The organism is Micromonospora sp. NPDC048907 (assembly GCF_055586885.1).
Genome location: NZ_JBVJHI010000005.1, coordinates 155,280 through 175,884, shown reverse-complemented (window position 1 = coordinate 175,884; position 20,605 = coordinate 155,280). Strand labels below are relative to the sequence as shown.

Sequence of the window (20,605 nt, the reverse complement as noted above, 5' to 3'; positions counted from 1 at the left end):
CAACCGGCTCTCCGCCGGGGTTCGGCTGTCCTGCTGGACGGCGTTCTCGGGGTTGCGGAATGCGGAGCGGGCCGGCCGGGACTGGCGGGTGTCCGTCCCGGCCGGCCATCGACTCAGCTCACCTGCTCAGGAGTGGTTGCCAGCCGTCGCGGTAGCGCAGGCCGCGAGGTTGCAGTCGGATCTGGTCGTGCACTGTTCCAGAGACCGGCTCGGTTCGTATCGCCTCGGGCCGGTCCACCACGACGCAGACGTCCTCGCCGGGCCACCACCAGCCGCAGGAGCGGGCCAGGCCGGCCCAGGCGTTGAGGTGATCGGCCTCGTCCGGTCCGTAGCGGGCAAGGCCGAGTCGATGCAGCACGTCGTAGTAGGCGATCCAGGATGCGTCCTGCTGCCCGTACCAGCACACGGGCACCGGGCCGTCACCCGCGAGCGCCGCACGCACGGGTAGGCAGTACCCGTGTACGAGGCTGCGGTGCAATGCCGTGCGTACGCCCTGGTGCAGCACGACAGCGAGCGGAACGCCGCTGTCGAGCGCCTGCAGAGGCGCCAGTTCGGGCCATGGTTCCTTGGTCTTGCTCGTGCGCACGGGTGATAGTTCGGGATCGGTGTGCGTGACGCCCCCGCTCAGCGCGCCGCGCAACCGGGAGGCGATCATGGCGATGTCGCTTGCCAGCGGTGGTGTCCCGTGCGGTCGGGGGTCCCGGATGCGCTCGTAGAGTTGATCGAGGGTGGGCCAGCCGGTGATCAGGGGGCGCGCCTTGTCTGGCGAGTCGACCCATTCGAACCGAGGTCGCGGCCGCGATGCTCTGGCGTAGAGGGCGGTCAGGCAGCGCTCGGCGGTCGACTTGTCAGCCGGCTGCGTGGACAGGGCGTGGTCGAGCCATTCCTGGCGGATCGGGATGGCCTGCTGCCACAGGTCGTGAGGCTTGCCGCTACGAACGGCCTGTGGCGGTTTCGCGGCGTCGTTGCGCCGCGCGGGGGCGCTCATCGCGCCAGGGCGTCGCCGCCCTTCCGGTACGAGATCATGGAACGAGCATTGCCCACAACGCGGCACCGGCGCAAGGCGATTCGTCAACTGCGGCCTGTAGCTCGCCTGTCGCCTGGCCGATGCCGCTGAGGAAGAGCACGGCCAGGAGGAGGGGACAGTGTTGCGCGAACAGGCCGACCGCCTCACGCTGATCGATCGTTGGCGCCACCTCATGCTGGACCGACCGGTCCTCGTGCATCCTGGCGAAACGATCTGGCAGGAAGACGACCACCTCCTGGTACAGCGGCTCGATGGGCGAGTGGACGCCTACCCCGGCGTCATCAACCGCTGCAGGTGCCGGGATCGGGAGCGACAGCTCACCGCAACCGCTGGCAGCCGACCGGCAACGCGGGCGATAGCCACGTCCCGTTGACCGACCCCGGACATCACCGACAGCACAGATGCGGCCCGGCTCCGGCGGGATCGTGAAGCGGGCTCGTACGGCCCGGTTTGGCGCGCGCCCCGGTAGGGAAGGTTCGCGGGCACTTCAATGAAGGAGGCTGTATGGAGACGTCCGCTAGGGTCGGGCGCAATTACCGACAGTCGACAGGCTCACGCGCGGCGGCGCATGTTGCAACGCCGACCGCGAGGGGGCGAGCCTAATGGCTCGCGTCGGTCGCTACGGGATCCCAGGGTTCGTGTGGTTCCTGATCTGGCTCGTCGTCTGCATCCTGATCGTCATCCTGTTGGCGATGCTCATTCACCACTTCGGAGGCGCGTCGCTGTCGCTCAAGCTCGGCCACTTCTACCTGAACATCGGGGTCACCTGACCCGCCAGATCGTCGACACTCCGGTAGGGCACAGGCCGTGTCAGCCGTCACCCGAAGGTGACGGCTGACACGGCTTGGATACGGGCAAGCGTTCGGCCCTGTTCCGCGGACCGATCCGCGCGGTCCCGCCGAGGCTCGGGGGCAGATGGGCGACCGGTGGCACACCGTCTGGCGCGTTGATGCGCGAATCAACGACAGAGGCTTGGCACGAGGCGACTCAGAGCCGGTCGTATTGCTCGCGGATCAGAGACTCGACGGCTGCGACGGTGTCCGGCGGTCCGCCGTCTGCGCTAATGAGCACGACGATGTCATCCCGGTGCGCGACGGCGTCGACCTCGGCTTGGCCCTGGCCTTCTCCGGTGAAGGCGGTCGCCCCGGGCACGTCGGGGACATTCACCTCGCTGCCGGGGCCACGCGCGCGCCGTTCGAACTCAGCGTAGGACTGCTGGAACTGGGCGGCCCGTTCGGGCGAGTCGAATTGGAGCAGGGTGACCGTCACCGAGGCGGTGTCCGGTCGGGTCCACGCCGCGCCGGCGGCGTGTCGCACGTCGAGCAGCTGCGCGCCGAGTATCAGGGCAGACGGGCCCCCGGGCGGCAGGATCTGGGGGACGTTGACCCGGTCGTCGACGGCGGCCGGTTGAGCGGGAGTCGAATCGGCCGGGCGCGCCACCACCAGCGTGGTGAGTTCGCCGCGCCGGGTGGCGGGCGGATGAGCAGCCACCTGCCAGACCACCGTCCCGACCAGGACCGCCGCGGCGACGCAGGCTGCCACGACGCCGGTCACCGGCCAGGGTCGACGCCACCAGGGGATTGCTGCGGGGCGGGGACGGGCCGCCCAGCCAGGGGGTGGCACGAAGATCGGGGTCGGGTCGGCGGGGGCCGACGAGTCGGCAGCCACGGTCTCGGCGACGGGTGTCGGTCGCACCGGAGTGGGCTCGGGCGGTGTCGAGGGTTTCGGTGACGCCGCCAGGGTCGAGACGGCACTGGCCACCAGCAGCATGCCGATCAGTGCGAGCCACGTGCCGGCGAGGAAGTCGGTACGGGGTCCGTCGGCCTCCCGGAAGCCGCTGGCGCGGACGGCGGCGCCGCCGGGTACGAAGGTCAGCAACGTCAGCGCCAGGCCCAGCACCCCGGCGCCCACCCGTACGCCACGGCGCCATTGCGGCCTTACCCAGGCGACGACGAGCAAGGAAAGAAGCAGGGCCCATCCGACATACAGTGCTGTCCGGGCACCCGGCAGGTCGACCAGTGCGAACGTCCGCACCTCGGCGGACGGAGCCAGGCCCAAGAGGCGGTCGCTGACGCTCTGCCCGGGTCGTACCGCCACCCACGGCATGGAGTGCACGTCGGCCAGCATGATCAGCCCGACGGTCGCCGTCGCCGCGGCCTGTGCGCGGCGCCGGCCAAGCCCGGTCGGGGCGGATCGGCCCGACGTCAACTGCTTCGGGCCAGAGGTGATCTTCACGGCGCAGATCATGGCAGCGCCGCGAGGTGCCGTCCATCCCCGCCGTACCTCCGCAGGCCCCGGCGGCCTCGCCTGCGGCGCAAGGACGCCAGGAACGATCGCGAGCCCCGCCATCGACTTCCGCGAAGTGCGTGCGTGCCGGTGTGGCCTGCCGCTGGCGTCCGCTCTGGCGGCGTCGCAGCGGATGTCGTCGGGTTCAGCCGCTGCGACGCGCGTACGCCTCCTGCGGCAGGCGGTAGGCCAGGTGGGCTGCCGTCTCGGTCGCCTCGTCCTCGGTCAGCCGGTGTTCCACCACCAAGCGGGCCAGGTAGCCGGCGTCGATGCGCCGGGCGAGGTCGTGCCGGGCCGGGATGGACAGGAAGGCCCGGGTGTCGTCGACGAAGCCGCTGGTGTTGTAGAAACCGGCCGTCTCGGTCACCTGTTCGCGGAAGCGGCGCATCCCGTCGGGGCTGTCCAGGAACCACCACGGCGCGCCGAGGCGTACCGCAGGGTAGACCCCGGCGAGTGGGGCAAGCTCCCGTGAGTAGACGGTCTCGTCGACGGTGAAGAGGATGACCCGGAAGTTCGGATCGCGGCCGAAGGCGGTGAGCAGGGGCCGGAGGGCGCGGGTGAACTCGGCCGCGATCGGGATGTCGAAGCCGCGGTCGGAGCCGAAGGCGGCGTGGATGGCGGGGTCGTGGTCGCGGAGCACGCCCGGGTGGATCTGCATGACGAGCCCGTCGTCGCACGACATTCGGGCCATCTCGTAGAGCATGTGCCCGGCGAACGCCTCGGACGCCTCGGGGGTCACCGCGCCGGTGCGCGCATCGGCGTAGATCCGCCGGGCCTCGGCCGGGCTCAGCGGCTCGGCGGCGGCGGTGACGTGCCCGTGGTCGGTGGCGCGGGCGCCCGCCGCCACGAACGCCGCGCGCCGCGCGAGCAGGGCGGCCAGATAGCCGTCGTAGGTGCCGGTGTCCACCCCGCTCAACTCCTGGAGCCGCTCGAGCTGGCCCGTCCAGCCGGGGTGGCCGACATGGGTCAGCGCGTCCGGCCGGAAGGTGGGCACGACGCGTTCACCCAGCCCCGCTTCGCGGAGGCGGGAGTGGTCGTGCAGGGGCGAGGTGGCGGAGTCCGTGGTGGCCATCAACTCGATGTTGAAGGCGTCGAGCAGGGTACGTGGCCGGAAGCCCGGCTCGGACAGTCGCGCGTCGATGAGGTCGTAGAGTTCGTCCGCGGTGTCGGGCCCGGGGGCCAGGTCGAGCTTGAGCACCTCGGTGATCTCGTGTTCCAGCCAGTAGCGGCTGGGCGTGCCCTGAAACAGGTGCCAGTGGGCACAGAAGAGCCGCCAGATGGCGCGGGGGTCGGTCTCGACCGTGGTCCCGTCGAGGCGGGGGACACCGAGTTGGTCGAGTGTGACGCCCTGCGAGACGAGCATTCGGGTCACGTAGTGGTCCGGCACGACCAGCAGGTGAGCCGGGTCGGAGAACCGCTCGTCGTCGGCGAGCACGGCGGCGTCCACGTGCCCGTGCATGCAGAGCAGCGGCAGTTCCCGCGTGGACTGGTAGATGCGACGGGCGACGGGCCGGATGCCGTCGCCGGCCGGTAGGGCACGGTCGGGGTGCAGACGCAGCTGTGCCACGAACGTCTCCTCTGCGGCGTCGATTGGGACTGGCCCTGCAAAGGATTGCATCGACCGCCGTGCGCCACAAGGGCCGGTGTCACGAGCCGGGAGACATTCGTGCGGAAGAGTATTGACAGAGTTCTGCAATCGGTTTCAGACTTCGGACGTGACGGTTCCACGACCGAGGAGGTGAACCGTTGCGCGCGACGATCCGTGAGGTGGCCCGCGAGGCCGGCGTCTCGCCGTCCACCGTGTCCCGGGCCCTGTCGATGCCCGGGCTGGTCAGCCCGGTTACCCGGGAACGGGTGCTGCGCACGGCCCAGCGGTTGGGCTACGAACCCAACCGGGCCGCGCGAGGCCTCATCACCGGGCGCACCGGCAACCTGGGGCTGATCGTGCCGGACCTGGCCAATCCGTTCTTCCCCACCGTGGTGAAGGGCGTGCAGGCCAGGGCCCGGGAGGCGGACTACGCCGTCCTCCTGGCCGACGCCGACGAGGACCCGACCGTCGAGAGCGACCTCGTCCGCGTCCTCGCCAAGCAGGTCGACGGGCTCATCCTCTGCTCGCCCCGCGCGCGTGAGGAGGACATCCGCACGCTCGCCGCGACCACCACCCTGGTCATGGTCAACCGGCGCTTCGGGCGGGTGCCGTCCGTCGTCTTCGACAACGCGGACGGCATGCGGCAGGCCGTCGCGCACCTGCAGGCGCTCGGTCACCGCCGGGTGGCCTGGGTCGGTGGGCCGCGTACCTCCTGGTCCAACCGCGACCGGATGCGGGGCCTGCGCGGCGCGACGGACGCGGCGGGCATGGAACTGCTCGTGGTCGGCCACTTCCCGCCCCAGTTCGAAGGCGGGATCGCCGCGGCGGATCTCATCATCGCCTCCGGCGTCACCTCGGTCATCGCCTACAACGACCTCATGGCACTGGGCCTGCTGGGCCGGCTCCAGGCCCGTGGCGTGCACGTACCGCACGACATCAGCGTGGTCGGAATCGACGACATCCAGATGTCGTCGATGTCGTCGCCCACGCTCACCACCGTCTCGCTCACCAAGGAACCGGCCGGCCGTGCCGCCGTCGACCTGCTGCTGTCGCTGCTGGAGCGGCCCGACGACGCACGCAACGTGCGCCGAGAACTGCCCACCCAGCTGCTGGTCCGCGGCTCGACCGGGGTCGCACCGACCGCCTGACATCCCGGCCGGCAGGCCGTCCCACCCACCACCACCGCGACTGACGACCGAAAGAGGGATTTTTCATGGGCATCACCCGGCGGAGCGCCCTCATCGCCGCAGCATCGTCCCTGCTGACCGTCACCACGGCATGCGGCGCCCCGGACAACAACGCCGGCGGGGCCGGCGGCGACAGCAACGGCGAGGTCCCCGACAAGCCGAAGAAGGCCGTGGCGCTGAACGTCCTCGACGTCGCGGGCAACCTGCAGCTGACCCAGGGGATGATCGACGAGTTCGTCAAGAAGAACCCGGACGTCATCTCCCGGGTCACCTACTCCAAGTCGCCCGCCCCGGAACTGGCCGGCAAGATCAAGGCTCAGCAGAACGCCAACCGGGTGGACATCGGCCTGGTGCTCACCGGCGTGGACGGGCTCTCGGCCGGCATCGACCAGGGCCTCTGGCTCGACGTCCTTCCGAAGTTCCAGAGCCGGTTGACCGGCATGAACACCTACCTCGCGCCGGCCGCCGCGATGCAGAAGCTCGCCGGCAACGCGGGCGTGACCGTCACCTACTACCCGTCCGGGCCGCTGCTGGAATACCTGCCGGCGACCGTGCCGGCCCCGCCGACCAGCGCGGAAGAGCTGCTCGCGTACGCCAAGGCCCATCCCAAGAAGGTCCAGTACGCTCGCCCGTCGAACTCCGGCCCCGGACGCACCTTCCTGATGGGGCTGCCCTACGTCCTCGGCGACAAGGACCCGAAGGACCCGGTGAACGGGTGGGACAAGACCTGGGCCTACCTGAAGGAGCTCAACCAGTACGTCGACTACTACCCGTCGGCCACGAGCGAGACGATGAAGAACCTGGCCAACGGGTCGGCACACATCATCGCCTCGACCACCGGCTGGGACATCAACCCCCGCGTGCTCGGCACCGTGCCGAAGGAAGCCAAGGTCACCTCCCTGAAGGGCTTCCACTGGGTGACCGACGCGCACTACGCGGTGATCCCCAAGGGCGCGTCGAGCGACACCCAGGCCGCGGTGCTGGCCCTGCTGGCGTTCATGCTGACGCCGCAGCAGCAGGCCAAGGCGTACGACGACGGCTACTTCTACCCCGGCCCGGCCGTGCAGGGCGTCCAGCTGTCGGACGCGCCGCAGAAGAGCCAGGACGCCATCCGGGACTACGGCCGGCCGGAGTACGAGGCGCTCATCGCGAACAACCCGACCGAGGTGCCGCTGGACGCCAAGGCGCTGGTGGCGGCGTTCGACCGGTGGGACCGCGAGGTCGGCAGCGGAAAGGTCAAGCAGGGATGACCACCGGCACACAGGGCTTCTCCCGGCTCCGCCTCGAGGGCGTGTCGCGTCGCTTCGGTGGCCATGACGCGTTGCGCGACCTCGACCTGACCATCGAGGCGGGCGAGTTCGTCGCCCTCCTCGGTCCCTCCGGCTGCGGCAAGTCCACCGCGCTGAACTGCCTCGCCGGACTGCTGCCCCTGACCGGGGGCAGTATCTGGCAGGACGACCGGCGGATCGACACGCTGCCGCCCGAGCGCCGCGGCTTCGGGATGGTGTTCCAGAACTACGCCCTGTTCCCGCACATGTCGGTCCGCGCCAACATCGCGTTCGGGCTGCGCATGCAGCGGCTGCCGAAGGACGAGATCCGCCGCCGCACCGAGGAGGCGATCCGCCTGGTACGCCTCGAGGAGCACGCGGGCAAGCTGCCCGGCCAGCTCTCCGGCGGGCAGCAGCAGCGGGTGGCCATCGCGCGCGCCGTGGTCCTGGAGCCGTCGCTGGTGCTGATGGACGAGCCGCTGAGCAACCTCGACGCCAAGCTGCGCCTCGAGATGCGTACCGAGATCCGCCGGCTGCACCAGTCGCTGGGGCTCACCACGGTCTACGTGACGCACGACCAGGAGGAGGCGCTCTCGCTGGCCGACCGCCTCGTCGTGCTGCGGGCCGGCCGGGTGCAGCAGATCGGCACCCCGCAGGAGCTGCACACCCGCCCCGCCAACTGGCACGTCGCCGACTTCATGGGTTACCGCAACCTCTGGGCGATGCGGGTGCGGGAGGCGGCCGACGCCACGGTCACCGTCGAGCTGGACGGTGTCCGGCTCGTCGGCGAGCCGGTCGGGCCGGCGGCGCCGGGGGACGAGGTGATGGTCGCGGTGCGCCCCGAAGACGTCCGGGTCGACCGGGCGGACGCGACGACCAACGCGGTGCCGGCCGAGATCGAGGTGGTGGAGTACCAGGGGCGGGAGCTGGCGGCCGAGGCGGTGACCGCCACCGGCCTCCGGGTCCACGTGCGTACCGACCAGCGGGTCGCGCCCGGTGACCGGGTGACGCTGAGCATCGACCCCCGGCGGCTGCTCGTCTTCCCGGCGGATCCGGCCGGCACGGCGGCGCCCGCCGAAGGGGCGGCGGCCGCGGTCGAGGAACCAGGGCTGGTCGGATGAGCATCGCGACCACCACCCCCGCCGCGGAGTCCGCCGGGCCACCGCAGCACGCGCGGCCCCACTGGCAGCACCGCCTCGCCGAACGTGGCGTCGACCGGCAACTGTGGCTGCTGACGCCGGCGCTGCTCTTCGTCGTGCTGCTCTTCCTCTACCCGTTCTTCTACGGGCTGGGTCTGTCGTTCCAGCCCACCGAGGGCGGCCCGTTCAGCGACTACGCGCGCTTCTTCGACGACGCGTACCAGCGGGGGACGATCTGGACCACGCTCGGTCTGTCGCTGCCCGCCGCACTGCTCAACGTGGTCGCCTCGGTGCCCATCGCCTACCGGATGCGCGGGCGGTTCCGTGGCAAGCGACTGGTCACGATCCTGCTGGTCGTGCCCATCACCCTCGGCACCGTGCTCACCGCACAGGGTCTGCTGAACTTCCTCGGCCCGACCGGGTGGTTCAACCGGGCGCTGACCGCGGTGCACCTCACCGACGAGCCGGTCCGGCTCATCCACAACTACTGGGGTGTCTTCTTCTCCCTGATCATCACCGGGTTCCCGTTCGCGTTCCTGCTCGTCCTGTCGTACCTGTCCGGCATCGACCCGACGCTCGAGCGCGCCGCGGCGACCCTCGGCGCCGGCTGGTGGCAGCGGTTCCGAATGATCACCCTGCCGCTGCTGATGCCCGGGCTGGCCACCACGTTCTGCCTGACCTTCGTGCTCGCGTTCAGCGTGTTCCCCTCGGCGGTGCTGGTCGGCAACCCGGCGGGGGAGACCCGGGTCATCTCCATCGCCGCCTACCAGGCGGCCTACGAGCAGTACGACTACCCGTACGCGTCGGCGATCGCGATGATCATGGGGCTCATCGAGCTGGTGGTCATCTCGGTGGTGCTGTTCGCCCGCACCCGCTTCTACACCGGTTCGACGGGAGGTAAGGGCTGATGGTCACCACCACCGCGTCAACCACCCCGGCCGCCGACGGGCGGCCCCGGCGGCGGATCGTCGCCCGTCCCGCCGCCTGGCTGGTCTGGGGCGTGGTCGTCTTCTTCTTCCTCAACCTGCTGGGCATCGTCGGGTCCGTGCTGGTCAGCTCCTTCGGCCAGCGTTGGTTCAACACCTGGCTCCCGGACGGCTACACCACCAAGTGGTACGGGCAGGCGTGGACCGAGTTCGCGCTCCTCCAGGTGATCAAGGTGACCCTGGAGGTGTCCCTGCTCGTCGTGGCGCTGTCGCTGGTGATCGGCGTCCCGGCGGCGTACGTGCTGGCCCGCCGGGACTTCCCCGGGAAGCGGGCCATCTACCTGGTCTTCCTGCTCCCGATCCTGATGCCGCCGATCACCTACGGCATCCCGCTGGCGACCGTGCTCTACAAGTTCGGCCTCGCCGGCCACCTCTCCGGCGTCGTGCTGGCGAACCTCGTTCCGTCGGTGCCGTTCGTGATCCTGACGATGACACCGTTCATCGAGCAGATCGACCCGCGGATCGAGAGTGCGGCCCGGATGTGCGGGGCCGGCACGCGGTCGGTCTTCCTGCACGTGCTGGCGCCCCTGCTGCTGCCCGGGATGCTGGCGTCGGCGATCCTCGTCCTGGTCCGGACCGTCGGCATGTTCGAACTCACCTTCCTCACCGCCGGCCCGGACTCGCAGACCCTCGTCGTCGCGCTCTACTACTCGATGTCCGCGGCCGGCATCCGGGCGCAACAGTCGGTGGACGCGATGGCGGTCATGTACACCGCGATGATGCTGGTGCTGCTCGTGATCGCCCTCCGGTACGTCAACCCGACCCAGCTCGTCGCCCGGGTCAAGGAGGAGCCGGAACCGTGAGGATCACCGACGCCCGGGTCATCGTGACCTGCCCGGGCCGCAACTTCGTCACGCTGAAGATCGTGACCGACGAGGGGGTCACCGGCGTCGGTGACGCCACCCTCAACGGTCGGGAGCTGGCCGTCGCGTCGTACCTGCGCGACCACGTCGTGCCGCTGCTCATCGGCCGTGATCCGGCGCGGATCGAGGACACCTGGCAGTACCTGTACCAGGGCGCGTACTGGCGGCGCGGGCCGGTGACGATGAGCGCGATCGCAGCGGTGGACACCGCGCTGTGGGACATCAAGGGCAAGGTGGCCGGCCTGCCGGTATACCAGCTGCTCGGCGGGCGGTCCCGCGAGGGCGTGACGGTGTACGGCCACGCCAACGGCGAAACCGTGGACGACGTCCTCGTCGAGGTGGCCCGCTTCGCCGACCTCGGCTACCGCGCGGTGCGGGTGCAGTGCGGGGTGCCCGGCCTGGCCACAACCTACGGCGTCAGCCGCGACAAGCTGTTCTACGAGCCGGCCGACGCGGCGCTGCCCAGTGAGGCCACCTGGTCGACCGAGCGGTACCTGGTGCACGTGCCCACCGTCTTCGCCCGGGTCCGCGACGAGTTCGGGCCTCACCTGCGGCTGCTGCACGACGTGCACCACCGGCTGACTCCGATCGAGGCGGCGCGACTCGGCCGCAGCCTGGAGCCGTACGCGCTGACCTGGATGGAGGACCCGGTCCCCGCCGACTCCCAGGACGGGTTCCGCCTCATCCGCCAGCACACCACCACCCCGGTCGCGGTGGGGGAGGTGTTCAACACCGTCTGGGACGCCGCCCAGCTGATCCGCGAGCAATTGATCGACTACATCCGCACCACGGTGGTGCACGCGGGCGGCCTCACCCACCTGCGGCGCATCTTCGACTTCGCGGCCATGCACCACGTGCGCAGCGGCTCGCATGGGGCGACCGACCTGTCCCCGGTGTGCATGGCCGCGGCCCTGCACCTCGACATCGCGATCCCGAACTTCGGGCTGCAGGAGTACATGCGGCACACGGAGCAGACCGACGAGGTCTTCCCGCACGGCTACCACTTCGAGGGCGGCTACCTGCACCCGGCGGAGGTGCCCGGCCTCGGCGTGGACATCGACGAGGAGGCGGCGGCCCGGTATCCGTACTCGCCCGCCTACCTGCCGGTCAACCGGCTCGAGGACGGCACGGTGCACCCGTGGTGAGGGCGCGAAGCGAGGAAACGGCGTGAGTCCGGTCGTCCGGTACGAGAGCGAGGAACCGGGCCCCGGCGGCGAGGAGATCGTCCCGTGGCAGCTGGGAGCCGTGCGGTGAGCGACACCGCGCCTCGGCTGCGCCTCGACGCGCTGGACCGGCTCGGGCAGGGCGGGGCGTTCACCCCACCGGCGGTGGATCCCCGCGCGTTGCGGGTCGGCATCGTGCACCTCGGGATCGGCGCCTTCCACCGGGCGCACCAGGCCGTCTTCACCGAGCTCGCCGCGGCGGCGGCCGGCCGCGACGACTGGGGCATCGCCGGGGTGACCCAGCGTTCGGCATCCGTACGCGACCAGTTGATGCCGCAGGACGGCCTCTACTCGGTGCTGGAGCGGGGCTCCGGCGCCGCGCCGCTGCGCGTCGTCGGCAGCGTCCGTGACGTGCTGCACGGGGCGGGCGACCCGGCGGCCGTCGTCGACCGCATCGCCGATCCCGGCGTACGCCTCGTCACGCTCACCGTCACCGAGAAGGGCTACCGCCGCGACGGCACCGGCCGGCTGGACCGGTCGGACCCGGAGGTCGCCGCCGACCTCGCGGGACGGCCGCCGCGGACCGTCGTCGGGCAACTCGTCCGTGGGCTCCAGCGCCGGTCGGCCGGCACCGCCGGACCGGTCACCGTGCTCTCCTGCGACAACCTGGTCGGCAACGGCGAGGTCCTGCGTGGGCTGGTGCACGACTTCCTCGACGCGCTGCCGGCGGCCGAGGCCGGACCGCTCGCCGAGTGGATCGCCGCGGCGGTGCGCTTCCCGTCCTGCATGGTCGACCGCATCGTGCCGGCCACCACCGACGACGACCGCGCCGACGTCCGGGCGATGCTCGGGCTGGAGGACCGGGGCGTCGTGGTGGCCGAGCCGTTCCGCCAGTGGGTGATCGAGGACGACTTCGCCGCCGACCGGCCCGCCTGGGAGCGCGCCGGCGCGGTGCTCACCGACGACGTCGCCCCGTGGGAGTCGGTGAAGCTGCGCATGCTCAACGCCACCCACTCGATGCTCGCGTACCTGGGGGCCCTGCGCGGTCACGACACGATCGCGGGCGCGCTCGCCGACGACGACCTCGCCGTCGCCGCGGAGGGGCTGATGCTCGAGGACGTGGCACCGACCCTGCGGGTGCCGGACGGCCTGGACCTGACCGACTACCGGCGCCAGGTGCTGGAGCGGTTCGCCAACCCGGCGTTGCGGCACCGGACGGTGCAGGTAGCCATGGACGGGTCGCAGAAGCTGCCGGTCCGGCTGCTCGGCACCGTCCGGGACCGCCTGGCCGCTGGGGCGGTCCCGCGGCAGGCGGCGCTCGCGGTCGCGGCCTGGATGGCGTACGTGGCGACGGGGCGGGACGCGCGGGGCCGGGAACTGCCGCTCGACGACCCGCTGGCCGACCGGCTCCGAGTGGCTGCGGCCGCCGGCGCCGGCGACCCGAAGCGGCTGGTCGACTCCCTGCTGCACGTCGAGGAGGTCTTCGGCACGGACCTTCCCGAGCACGACGCCTTCCGGGCCGCCCTGGTCGATCACGTCGACCGGCTCACCCTGCACGGGTGAGCCGGTCGACGCCCTCGAGGGATCACGTCAGCTGCGCTGTCCGCGAACGGGCGGTCAGCCGTCGTGGCCGTGCATGGTGAGCACGACGGCCTCGCCGGCGCCCAGCGTGATGCGGGCGTGCCCAGCCGTGGTGCTGCCCACGGTGGGCTGGAACCCGGGCCAGCTGCCGTCGGCCGAGACCACCCGGCCGTCGATGCGTACGCCCGGCGCGTCGAGGGTGCGGCCCGCGCCGCTCGGGTCGTCCGGGGTCATCCGGTCGAGCTGGTACGTCGCGCCCGGGGCTGCCACGTCGACCGACGCCTGCTGGTCGCCCTTGTTGATGAGGAACAGCCGCCGCTCCGCGGCGGCTCCGTCGACGCGCCAGGCCTTGACCTGCCCGCCCTGCGACGCGTTGACCGTCACGGGCACCGGCCGCAGCCCGGTGGTGCCCTGCGCGAACCGGGAGAACAGCAGCAGCGCGTAGTACTCGGGCGCCGGGGTCGGCGATCCCATCGCCGGTGACGGGTCGAAGTTGAGCGCGTTGTAGTAGCCGTTGCCCTCCTCGGGGTGGAAGAAGGCGCGCACCTCGGCGTTGTGGAAGTTCACCCCGACCGCGCCGGTGCCGCACTCGGCGTTGACCGACGGCGCGTGCGGCGGCTGCGGGCAGGCCGCGTTGAACATCGCGTCGAGCGCCCAGAGCGCGCTGGCCGCGACGTCGCTGACGCCGTGGGCGCCGCGTCCAGCGGCGGTGTTGAGTTCCTCGACCCGGTAGGCGAGGCCGTGGCGGGCCGCCTCGTCGGCGTGGGTGTGGACCTGGTAGTCGAAGTTGTCGAGCCGCTCGTCGGAGAGCAGCGCCGGGATGGTCGGGCAGCGGTACGGGTCCGACGCGCAGGTGCGGGCCAGCGGGTAGAAGTGGTCGGCCGCCCACGGGCCGAACGTGCCGGCCTTCGCCTTCGTCGGCCCGGCGGTCGCGTCGAGGATGGCCGGCCAGTCGCCGAAGAAGCGGGTCTCCACGCTGCCGTCGGCGATGCTCCGCCAGGGCGAGATGGGCTCACTGGTGTTCGGCGTGACCAGCGGGTACGGCCCGGTGACGTCCGCGCCGGTATAGGCGGCGACGTCGCTCAGGTACTCCTGGAGGTCGTAACCGTAGGAGAGGTCCGGCTCGTTGCCGAGCGACACGGCGGCGACGTAGTTGTCGGCGCTGGCGAACGCCGGCTGGACCCCCTGCGTGACGAAGGCCTTGGCGTGCTCCGGGCCGCGCCAGGGCCGCCCCGCGGTGGCCGGCGCCATGGCGGTGCCGAGAGTCACCGCCCAGCGCGGGGTGCCGCCGCCGTCGCCGTTCGCCGCGTCGAGGGTCGCCCGGATGTCGGCGAGGTCCTCGGGCGTGATCACGTCGTTGGCGTTCGGCGCGGTCGGGTCGAACCGCACCACGTCCTGTGACGAGCCGCCGATGCGCAGCATGCCCGTGTCGAGGTTACGCAGCAGGTTGACGAAGGCGGGCCGGGCGCTCGGGCCCATGTACCGCTCGATCAGCGACCACTCGACGCTGAACCCGACGAAGTGCGCGGGGACGGACCCGCCACCCACCATGCGCCGCGGGTCGAGCCGTACGGACGCGTGGGACTCCGCCGGGTCGGCGGCCGCCGCGGCGCTCACGCCGGGGCAGGCGAGCACGGCCAGGGCCACGACCGCGGCGGCGCCGCGGGCTGGATGTCTTCTCATGAGGTACGCCTTCCAGGTCTCGGGTTCAGGACAGGGTGAGGGCGGCGAACCGCCAGTACTGGCCGGCGTTGTCGGCGGTCACGTCGAGGTCGACGGTCCGGCCGTCGGCACCCCCGTCGACCGGGAACGCCAGCCAGGTGAACTGCCCGGTCGGCGACGGGGCCGCCAGATGCGCGACGGCGCGACCCTCGCTGGAGACGGTCATCGCGTCGGCGGCGAAGCTGGCGTCGCCCACCAGGAGGGCCACCTGGTGCGTACCGGCCGGCACGGCGAGCCGGAGCGTCGCGGGCGCCTGCCCGGTCACGATGTCGCGGCGCAGGTCGTCCGGGCCGCCCCGGTCGCGCGACTGCGGCGCGGGGCCGACCCAGCCGTACCCCCGGGCCGGGTCCCAGCCGTCGGCGGGCGACAACCGGTGGTAGGTCGGCAGCAGCGGGCTGGTGGCCGTACCGGCGTCGAGCGCGAGCGGCACGCGGTCACCGCGCGGCGCGGTCACCACCGGCGCCTCCGGCCGGCCGTACCGCGGCACGCCGGTCGCCGTCACCACCGCGGCGAGCGTCGCCACCTGCGGCGACGACGGCGGCGTCACGGGAACGGGGATGCTCACCGTGGCGAACGCCGGCACCTCGCGCGCCGTCGACCCCGAGGTCCAGCCCTCCGGTACGGCCAGCCGCGCGTCGACCGGCACCGGACGGTCCGTGCCGTTGGCGACGGTGACCACGGCCTGGCCCGCCTCGCCGGTGAACAGCGGCTGGCCGGGGACGGTCAGGCCCTGCACCGACACGTGGCCGGAGGCCAGCACGCTCAGGTCGTCGACGTACGTGGGCACGACCGGCGGGTTGGTGCTGCCGCCGACCGCCTGCACCGCCACCTTCGGCGACCCGGCGAGGCTCGCGGTGCCGAGGGCGTACCAGTACTGGCCGTCGCTGGAGTACTCGGCGGTGACGTCCGTGCCCCGGCGCACCAGGCGAAGCCGCGCCGACCGTCCGTCGTAGGGCACGGACGACCGGGTGCCGACCTTCCCGCCCGATTCGCTCAGGAACTCCAGCGCCCGGCGCCCGTCGACCCAGCCGAGATCCGCCTTCACGTAGGTGTCGTCGTCGACGTACGCGTAGAACCCGACCTGTTGGAAGTCGGCGGCGAGGTCCGGTGCCTCGACGGTGGCGGTGGCGGTGAAGTCGGACTGCGGCGTGTCGGTACGCACGAACAGGTTCCGCCCGTCGCCGCCGGCTCCCGTCTCGCCGCCGCGCAGCGTCGACAGCCGCAGCGCGCCGGGCCGGTCCCGCAGGCTCCACCCGGAGTCGTCCGGGCGGACGATCTGCCAGCCGGGGGCGAGCGTGCCGGTGTTGAAGTCGTCACCCGCCGGGCTGGTCACGCTGTCGCTGCCGCGCACGGTGAAGGGCACCGGCAGGGCCTCGGTGTCGGCGTCGACGACGGCCCGCACGAACCCGATCGAGGAGACGTGGTCGGCGGTGAGCGTGCCGGTGAGCGTGACGTCGACGGTGGTCTCGCCGCCGGCGGGCACGGTGAACGGCACCGGCTCGGCGGTGAAGCCGGGTGGTGGTTCGACCACCACCGTGCCCCGGCCGCCGTGGCCGAGCGCGTCCCCGACGGTCACCCGCTGGCGCAGCGTCACGGGCCGGTCGAGCGGCGCCGCGAGGACGCTGGCCCGCGCGATCCGCACCGGCGAGAACATCACCCGCCAGCCGAGCTTGTGCTCCCGGTCGAAGGTGTCGAGTCCCTTGGTGTGAAAGGGCGGGACGGGCTCCGGGTTCTGCCCGGAACCCCAGGTCGGGGTGCACCAGAACTCGGTGGAGGTCCAGTACATCTTGCCGATCAGGTGCGGGCGGTTGTTCAGCAGCCGGTTGTGCTCGTCGACCAGGAAGGCCTGGTAGTACTCGGTCCCGCGTCCCACTCCTGGGCGCTCGTGGACGGCTTCCGCGCCGTATTCGCTGAGCAGGATGGGCTGGCCGGTCATCTTCTGCAGGGCGTCGAGGTGCGAGGTCAGGCTCTCCAGGGTGGAGTACCAGCCGGCGTAGTAGTTGGTGGCGAAGAAGTCCTGGTAGGGGTAGGCGCGGTCGCTGGTGTGCCGGTGGGAGACCTGGGTGTAGAGCCGCGTCGGGTCGAGGCCGCGCCCGTGGGCGATGACGGTGCGCACGTAGTCGACCGCGCCGTCGGTCTCGGTGGCGTTCTCGTTCCCGACCGACCAGGCGAAGAGGCTGGGGTGGCTGCGGTCCCGGGCGATCATCCGGCTCAGCGTCCGCTTGCCGAACTCCTGCACGTCGGATCGGCCGAGGAAGGTTCCCGGCTGTGAGCTGATGTTGTTGATCTCCTCGATGACCAGCAGGCCGTACTTGTCGGCGGCGCGCAGTTCGGCGGGCGTGGTCGGGTAGTGCGCGGGCCGGAAGAGGCGGAAGCCCTTGTCGCGCAGCCGCTTGATCTCGCGGTCGGCGAGCCCGTCCGGCTGGGTGCGGCCCAGCCCGGGGTAGTCGGCGTGCCGGTTGAAGCCGGGCAGGTCCTGGATCGGCTTGCCGTTGAGCAGCAAATCGAGCCCGTCGACGGAGACGGTGCGGAAGCCGGTCTGCTCGGCGAGTTCCCGCCCGGCGGCGCCACCGAGCGGACGGAGGCGCACGGTGTACAGGTTCGGGTGGTCCAGGTCCCAGAGCGCGGGCGCCGGGACGTCGAGCGTGATCGGCGTGGCCGCGCCGCCGCCGGCGGGCACTGTGGTGCTGACCGGTGTCGGGCCGAGCACCCGCCGGCCGTCGGGCCCGTCGACCGTCAGCATCGCGGCCACCTGCTGCGGCGAGCCCGTCGCGTTCACCCCGGTCGGGCGTACGGTCAGCCGGCCGGCCGCGGTGCCCTCGGCCCGGGTCTCGGTCAGCGCGACGGCGGGGGTGCGCTCGAGGCGTACCTCCTGGAGCAGGCCGCCCCAGTTCCAGTACAGGCCCTGGACCGGGCGGGCGTACTCGCCCATGGTGGTGACGCGGTTGTCGACCACGGCGGCGATCGTGTTCGTGCCGGCCCGCACCGCGCCCGTCACGTCGAGCCGGGTGGGCAGGTATCCGCCGGTGCTGGTGCCGACCTCCACGCCGTTGACGAAGTACCGGCAGGTCCAGAAGCAGGATTCGAAGACCAGCGCGGTCTGCGCGCCCGGCTCGGGTGCGTCGAGGTCGACCGTCCGGCGGTAGACCCCGACCACGCCGTTGTCGTCGTTCCACCTGGCCCGCACCGCACCGATCGAGTCGGGCACGGCGATGAGCGGCCAGTTCCCGTCATCCTGCTCGGGCCGGACCGCCGGTGGGACGGCCCCGTCGAGCGCGCCGGCGGGCAGGTCGGCCGCGGTGGCGAATCGCCAACCGCCGTTGAGGCCCCGGACACCGGGGCCGGGGGGCGGGGAGACGGTGACGACCTGCTTGGTCACGCTGCGGGTGCCCGACGGGGTGTCGGCCTCGGCCCGCAGCTCATGGGCGCCGTTCGGGAACCAGGTCGCGTCGGTCGCGGTGGCCCAGATCGGTGCGGTCTTCGTCTGTCGGGCGTAGAGGTCGGTCAGCTCGGACAGCTGTACGTCGTCCACGTAGAACCGCACGGCCGTCGTCCCTGGCGGAGCGTCGACCTCGAGGTCCACGGTGCCGCTGAGTTGCCGGCCGGTCGGCGCGGTGAACCGGAGGGCCGGTTCGGCCGCGCCGGCCCCGGCGGGGGGTGCGACCAGCGCGAACGCCAGCGCGGCGGTGCAGGCGGACAGGCAGGCGACGATCGGTCGGGAAAGCCGGATCCTCATGGCAGCGTCCTCGCGGGTTCGACGGACCGGGCGGTCTCGCGGATCGGTCAGGTGCCTGCGCCCCGGTGCCGCAGCCCTGAAACCGTTTGCGGTCACCTGATGGCAACAAAGGGCGAGGGCACCCGTCAATGCACCCGAGGGGATGAAACAAGTTTCACGCGCCGCGGCGATCGGCTCGCTCGCCCTTTCCACCGGCGGCTTCACGCGTTCGCCCGGCAAGTATCGCCGGGGACGACGATCGAGATTGAAACAAGTTTCAGCCCGGTCACGCATTGACCGGCAGCCAAGTGTTTGGTGTCGTGAACGTCGGACCGCAAACGGTTTCAGGTCCGCACGGTCCCCGACGAAGGTTCGGAGGAGAGGCCATGCCGCCGATGAAGGATCCCGCCCTCACCCGGCGTGGACTGTTCGGCCTGGGGGCGGCCGCGACCGCCGCCACGACGCTCGCCGGCGCTGCTGGACCGGCGTGGGCGGCGGCGCCGGGCGGCCTCGCACCGCCGGGTGACGCCGCCGCGGAACTGTTACGGCAGTGGCGGGAGGCGCCGGGCAGCCATCCGTTGCTGCCCGACGTGTCGACCGCCGGCTACCGGCTCGGCCAGCGGCCGCCGCGACCGCCGGTCACCACGAAGGTCACCGACTTCGGCGCCCGGCCGGACGGGACGGACTGCGCCGCGGCGTTCAACGCCGCCGTACGCCACGCGGGCGAGCAGGGCGGGGGAGTGGTGCTGGTGCCGCCGGGGACCTGGACGCTCTCCGGGCCGGTCTGGATGCACTGGTCGGGGGTCGTGCTGCGCGGGGTCGGACGGGACAGCACGGTGCTGCACTTCACGCGTACCCTCGACGACGGCTACCGGCCGAATCGCCAGTCCAACGGCAACAGCCGCTGGTCCTGGACCGGCGGGCAGATCTGGTTCGTCTCGCCCGAGCGCCGCGCCCGCTCGGAGGCCGAGGACTACGCGGGGACCGAGGGGTGGCTGCTCGGTGACGTGCTCGCCGAGGTGGGCAGCGCCTCCCGGGGGCAGCGAACCCTTGTGGTTTCCGGCACCGGCCGGCTGACTCCCGGCGACATGCTCGTGCTCGAGTGCCAGAACCCGCAGGACGCGAGCCTGCTACGGCACCTGGCCGGCGACGTGCCCGGCACCCGCGACTACGACTGGCCCCGCGGCGCACCCCAGCTTGTCACCGGATCCGGGGGGCAGTACGTCCAGTACGCGACCCTGCAGTGGCCGGTGCGGGTGGAAGCGGTGCTCGGCGACCGGGTGGTCCGGCTGGCGCAGCCCCTCAGGTACGACCTCCGGCCCGGCTGGCCCGCCCGGCTGCGCGCGATCGGGCCGACCGTGAGCGACGCCGGCGTCGAGGACCTCACGATCCGGAACGAACTCGTCCCGCAGACCGCCCACAACCGGCACCCGGGCTCCAACGGGGTGTGCTTCCAGTCGGTCCACGACTGCTGGGCGCGGGACGTCCGCGTGGAGAACTGCGACCTCGGCTTCGGGCTCACCACCGCCAAGTCGATCACCATCACCGGGGTGACCGTCGGCGGGCGGGCCGCCCACCACAGCTTCGCCTGCCGCATGCAGTCGAACGACAACCTGGTGGAGAACTTCGAGATCGAGCGGTTCACCGTCCCGCTCGCCGCCGGGGCGATCCACCACGGCCTCAACGTGGAGGGCCTCTCGGCCGGCAACGTCTACCGCGGCGGGCGCATGGCCGAGGGGACGTTCGACACCCACCGGGCGCTGCCCTTCGAAAACGTCCGGACCAACATCACGGTGGAGAACAACGGGCGGGTCGGCGGGTCCGCCGCATCGGGGCCTCTCTTCGGCGCCCGCATGGCGCACTGGAACGTCCGCATCACCAACGACCGGTCGTACGCGATCACGATCGCAGACGTGGCGCCGCGTAGCGCAACCGTCGGCGTGCAGGGCGTCCAGGACACCAGCAGTGGCCTGGCCCCCGACTTCTCCGGCGACCTGGAATCCCTGCTCGCCGACCACGGATCGGCGCCGTCCGTTGCGGACCTCTACCTCGCCCAACGCGGACGGCCCTAGCCCTCAGG

General features: G+C 71.9%; 15 protein-coding genes. 9 read left to right on the top strand and 6 right to left on the bottom strand.

What is annotated here, in order from left to right:
* Positions 1–118 precede the first annotated feature (118 nt).
* Together ACZ6PY_RS18945 and ACZ6PY_RS18940 are read right to left on the bottom strand one after the other, a co-directional pair.
* Positions 119–988 carry a DUF6745 domain-containing protein gene (locus tag ACZ6PY_RS18945; RefSeq protein WP_466073865.1) on the bottom strand — a complete coding sequence of 290 codons (870 nt, stop codon included), beginning with the start codon at positions 986–988 and terminating at the stop codon, positions 119–121.
* Positions 989–1,022: 34 nt separating this feature from the next.
* The gene (locus tag ACZ6PY_RS18940; RefSeq protein WP_466073863.1) at positions 1,023–1,259 is read right to left on the bottom strand and encodes a hypothetical protein; all 237 of its coding nucleotides are present in this window, start codon (positions 1,257–1,259) and stop codon (positions 1,023–1,025) included.
* A 406-nt stretch (positions 1,260–1,665) separates the two neighbouring features.
* On the opposite strand from ACZ6PY_RS18940, the gene ACZ6PY_RS18935 reads away from it, so the two are divergent.
* Entirely contained in the window at positions 1,666–1,797 is a 132-nt protein-coding gene (locus tag ACZ6PY_RS18935) for a hypothetical protein (protein WP_255509887.1), read from the top strand.
* Between the two features lie 217 nt (positions 1,798–2,014).
* Here the strand turns inward: ACZ6PY_RS18935 and ACZ6PY_RS18930 are convergent, their stop codons facing one another.
* Both ACZ6PY_RS18930 and uxaC read right to left on the bottom strand, forming a co-directional pair.
* On the bottom strand, positions 2,015–3,262 hold the full coding sequence (locus ACZ6PY_RS18930) for a DUF7373 family lipoprotein (protein WP_466073861.1): 1,248 nt from the start codon (positions 3,260–3,262) through the stop codon (positions 2,015–2,017).
* A gap of 196 nt (positions 3,263–3,458) precedes the next feature.
* On the bottom strand, positions 3,459–4,880 hold the full coding sequence (gene uxaC / locus ACZ6PY_RS18925; RefSeq protein ID WP_466073859.1) for a glucuronate isomerase: 1,422 nt from the start codon (positions 4,878–4,880) through the stop codon (positions 3,459–3,461).
* A gap of 179 nt (positions 4,881–5,059) precedes the next feature.
* Here uxaC and ACZ6PY_RS18920 point away from each other — a divergent pair, with 179 nt between their 5' ends.
* The 7 genes from ACZ6PY_RS18920 to ACZ6PY_RS18890 all read left to right on the top strand — a co-directional run bounded on the left by ACZ6PY_RS18920 (position 5,060) and on the right by ACZ6PY_RS18890 (position 13,070).
* A complete protein-coding gene (locus tag ACZ6PY_RS18920) occupies positions 5,060–6,049 on the top strand; it encodes a LacI family DNA-binding transcriptional regulator (protein WP_466073857.1) in 990 nt (329 codons plus the stop codon).
* 65 nt (positions 6,050–6,114) lie between these two features.
* A complete protein-coding gene (locus ACZ6PY_RS18915) occupies positions 6,115–7,338 on the top strand; it encodes an extracellular solute-binding protein (protein ID WP_466073855.1) in 1,224 nt (407 codons plus the stop codon).
* The gene (locus ACZ6PY_RS18910; RefSeq protein ID WP_466073853.1) at positions 7,335–8,477 is read left to right on the top strand and encodes an ABC transporter ATP-binding protein; all 1,143 of its coding nucleotides are present in this window, start codon (positions 7,335–7,337) and stop codon (positions 8,475–8,477) included. The genes ACZ6PY_RS18915 and ACZ6PY_RS18910 overlap by 4 nt, the downstream gene beginning before the upstream one ends.
* The gene (locus tag ACZ6PY_RS18905; RefSeq protein ID WP_466073851.1) at positions 8,474–9,403 is read left to right on the top strand and encodes an ABC transporter permease; all 930 of its coding nucleotides are present in this window, start codon (positions 8,474–8,476) and stop codon (positions 9,401–9,403) included. The genes ACZ6PY_RS18910 and ACZ6PY_RS18905 overlap by 4 nt, the downstream gene beginning before the upstream one ends.
* The gene (locus tag ACZ6PY_RS18900) at positions 9,403–10,284 is read left to right on the top strand and encodes an ABC transporter permease (protein WP_466073849.1); all 882 of its coding nucleotides are present in this window, start codon (positions 9,403–9,405) and stop codon (positions 10,282–10,284) included. Before ACZ6PY_RS18905 ends, ACZ6PY_RS18900 begins: the two co-directional genes overlap by 1 nt.
* A complete protein-coding gene (manD, locus tag ACZ6PY_RS18895) occupies positions 10,281–11,489 on the top strand; it encodes a D-mannonate dehydratase ManD (RefSeq protein WP_466073848.1) in 1,209 nt (402 codons plus the stop codon). Before ACZ6PY_RS18900 ends, manD begins: the two co-directional genes overlap by 4 nt.
* Positions 11,490–11,594: 105 nt before the next feature.
* The gene (locus ACZ6PY_RS18890) at positions 11,595–13,070 is read left to right on the top strand and encodes a mannitol dehydrogenase family protein (RefSeq protein ID WP_466073846.1); all 1,476 of its coding nucleotides are present in this window, start codon (positions 11,595–11,597) and stop codon (positions 13,068–13,070) included.
* Between the two features lie 54 nt (positions 13,071–13,124).
* Here the strand turns inward: ACZ6PY_RS18890 and ACZ6PY_RS18885 are convergent, their stop codons facing one another.
* Positions 13,125–14,771 carry a hypothetical protein gene (locus tag ACZ6PY_RS18885; protein WP_466073844.1) on the bottom strand — a complete coding sequence of 549 codons (1,647 nt, stop codon included), beginning with the start codon at positions 14,769–14,771 and terminating at the stop codon, positions 13,125–13,127.
* Between the two features lie 25 nt (positions 14,772–14,796).
* On the bottom strand, positions 14,797–18,546 hold the full coding sequence (locus tag ACZ6PY_RS18880; RefSeq protein WP_466073842.1) for a glycoside hydrolase family 2 TIM barrel-domain containing protein: 3,750 nt from the start codon (positions 18,544–18,546) through the stop codon (positions 14,797–14,799).
* 365 nt (positions 18,547–18,911) lie between these two features.
* Here ACZ6PY_RS18880 and ACZ6PY_RS18875 point away from each other — a divergent pair, with 365 nt between their 5' ends.
* Positions 18,912–20,597, top strand: a complete 1,686-nt coding sequence (locus ACZ6PY_RS18875) for a glycosyl hydrolase family 28-related protein (RefSeq protein ID WP_466073840.1) — start codon at positions 18,912–18,914, stop codon at positions 20,595–20,597.
* Positions 20,598–20,605: the final 8 nt, after the last annotated feature.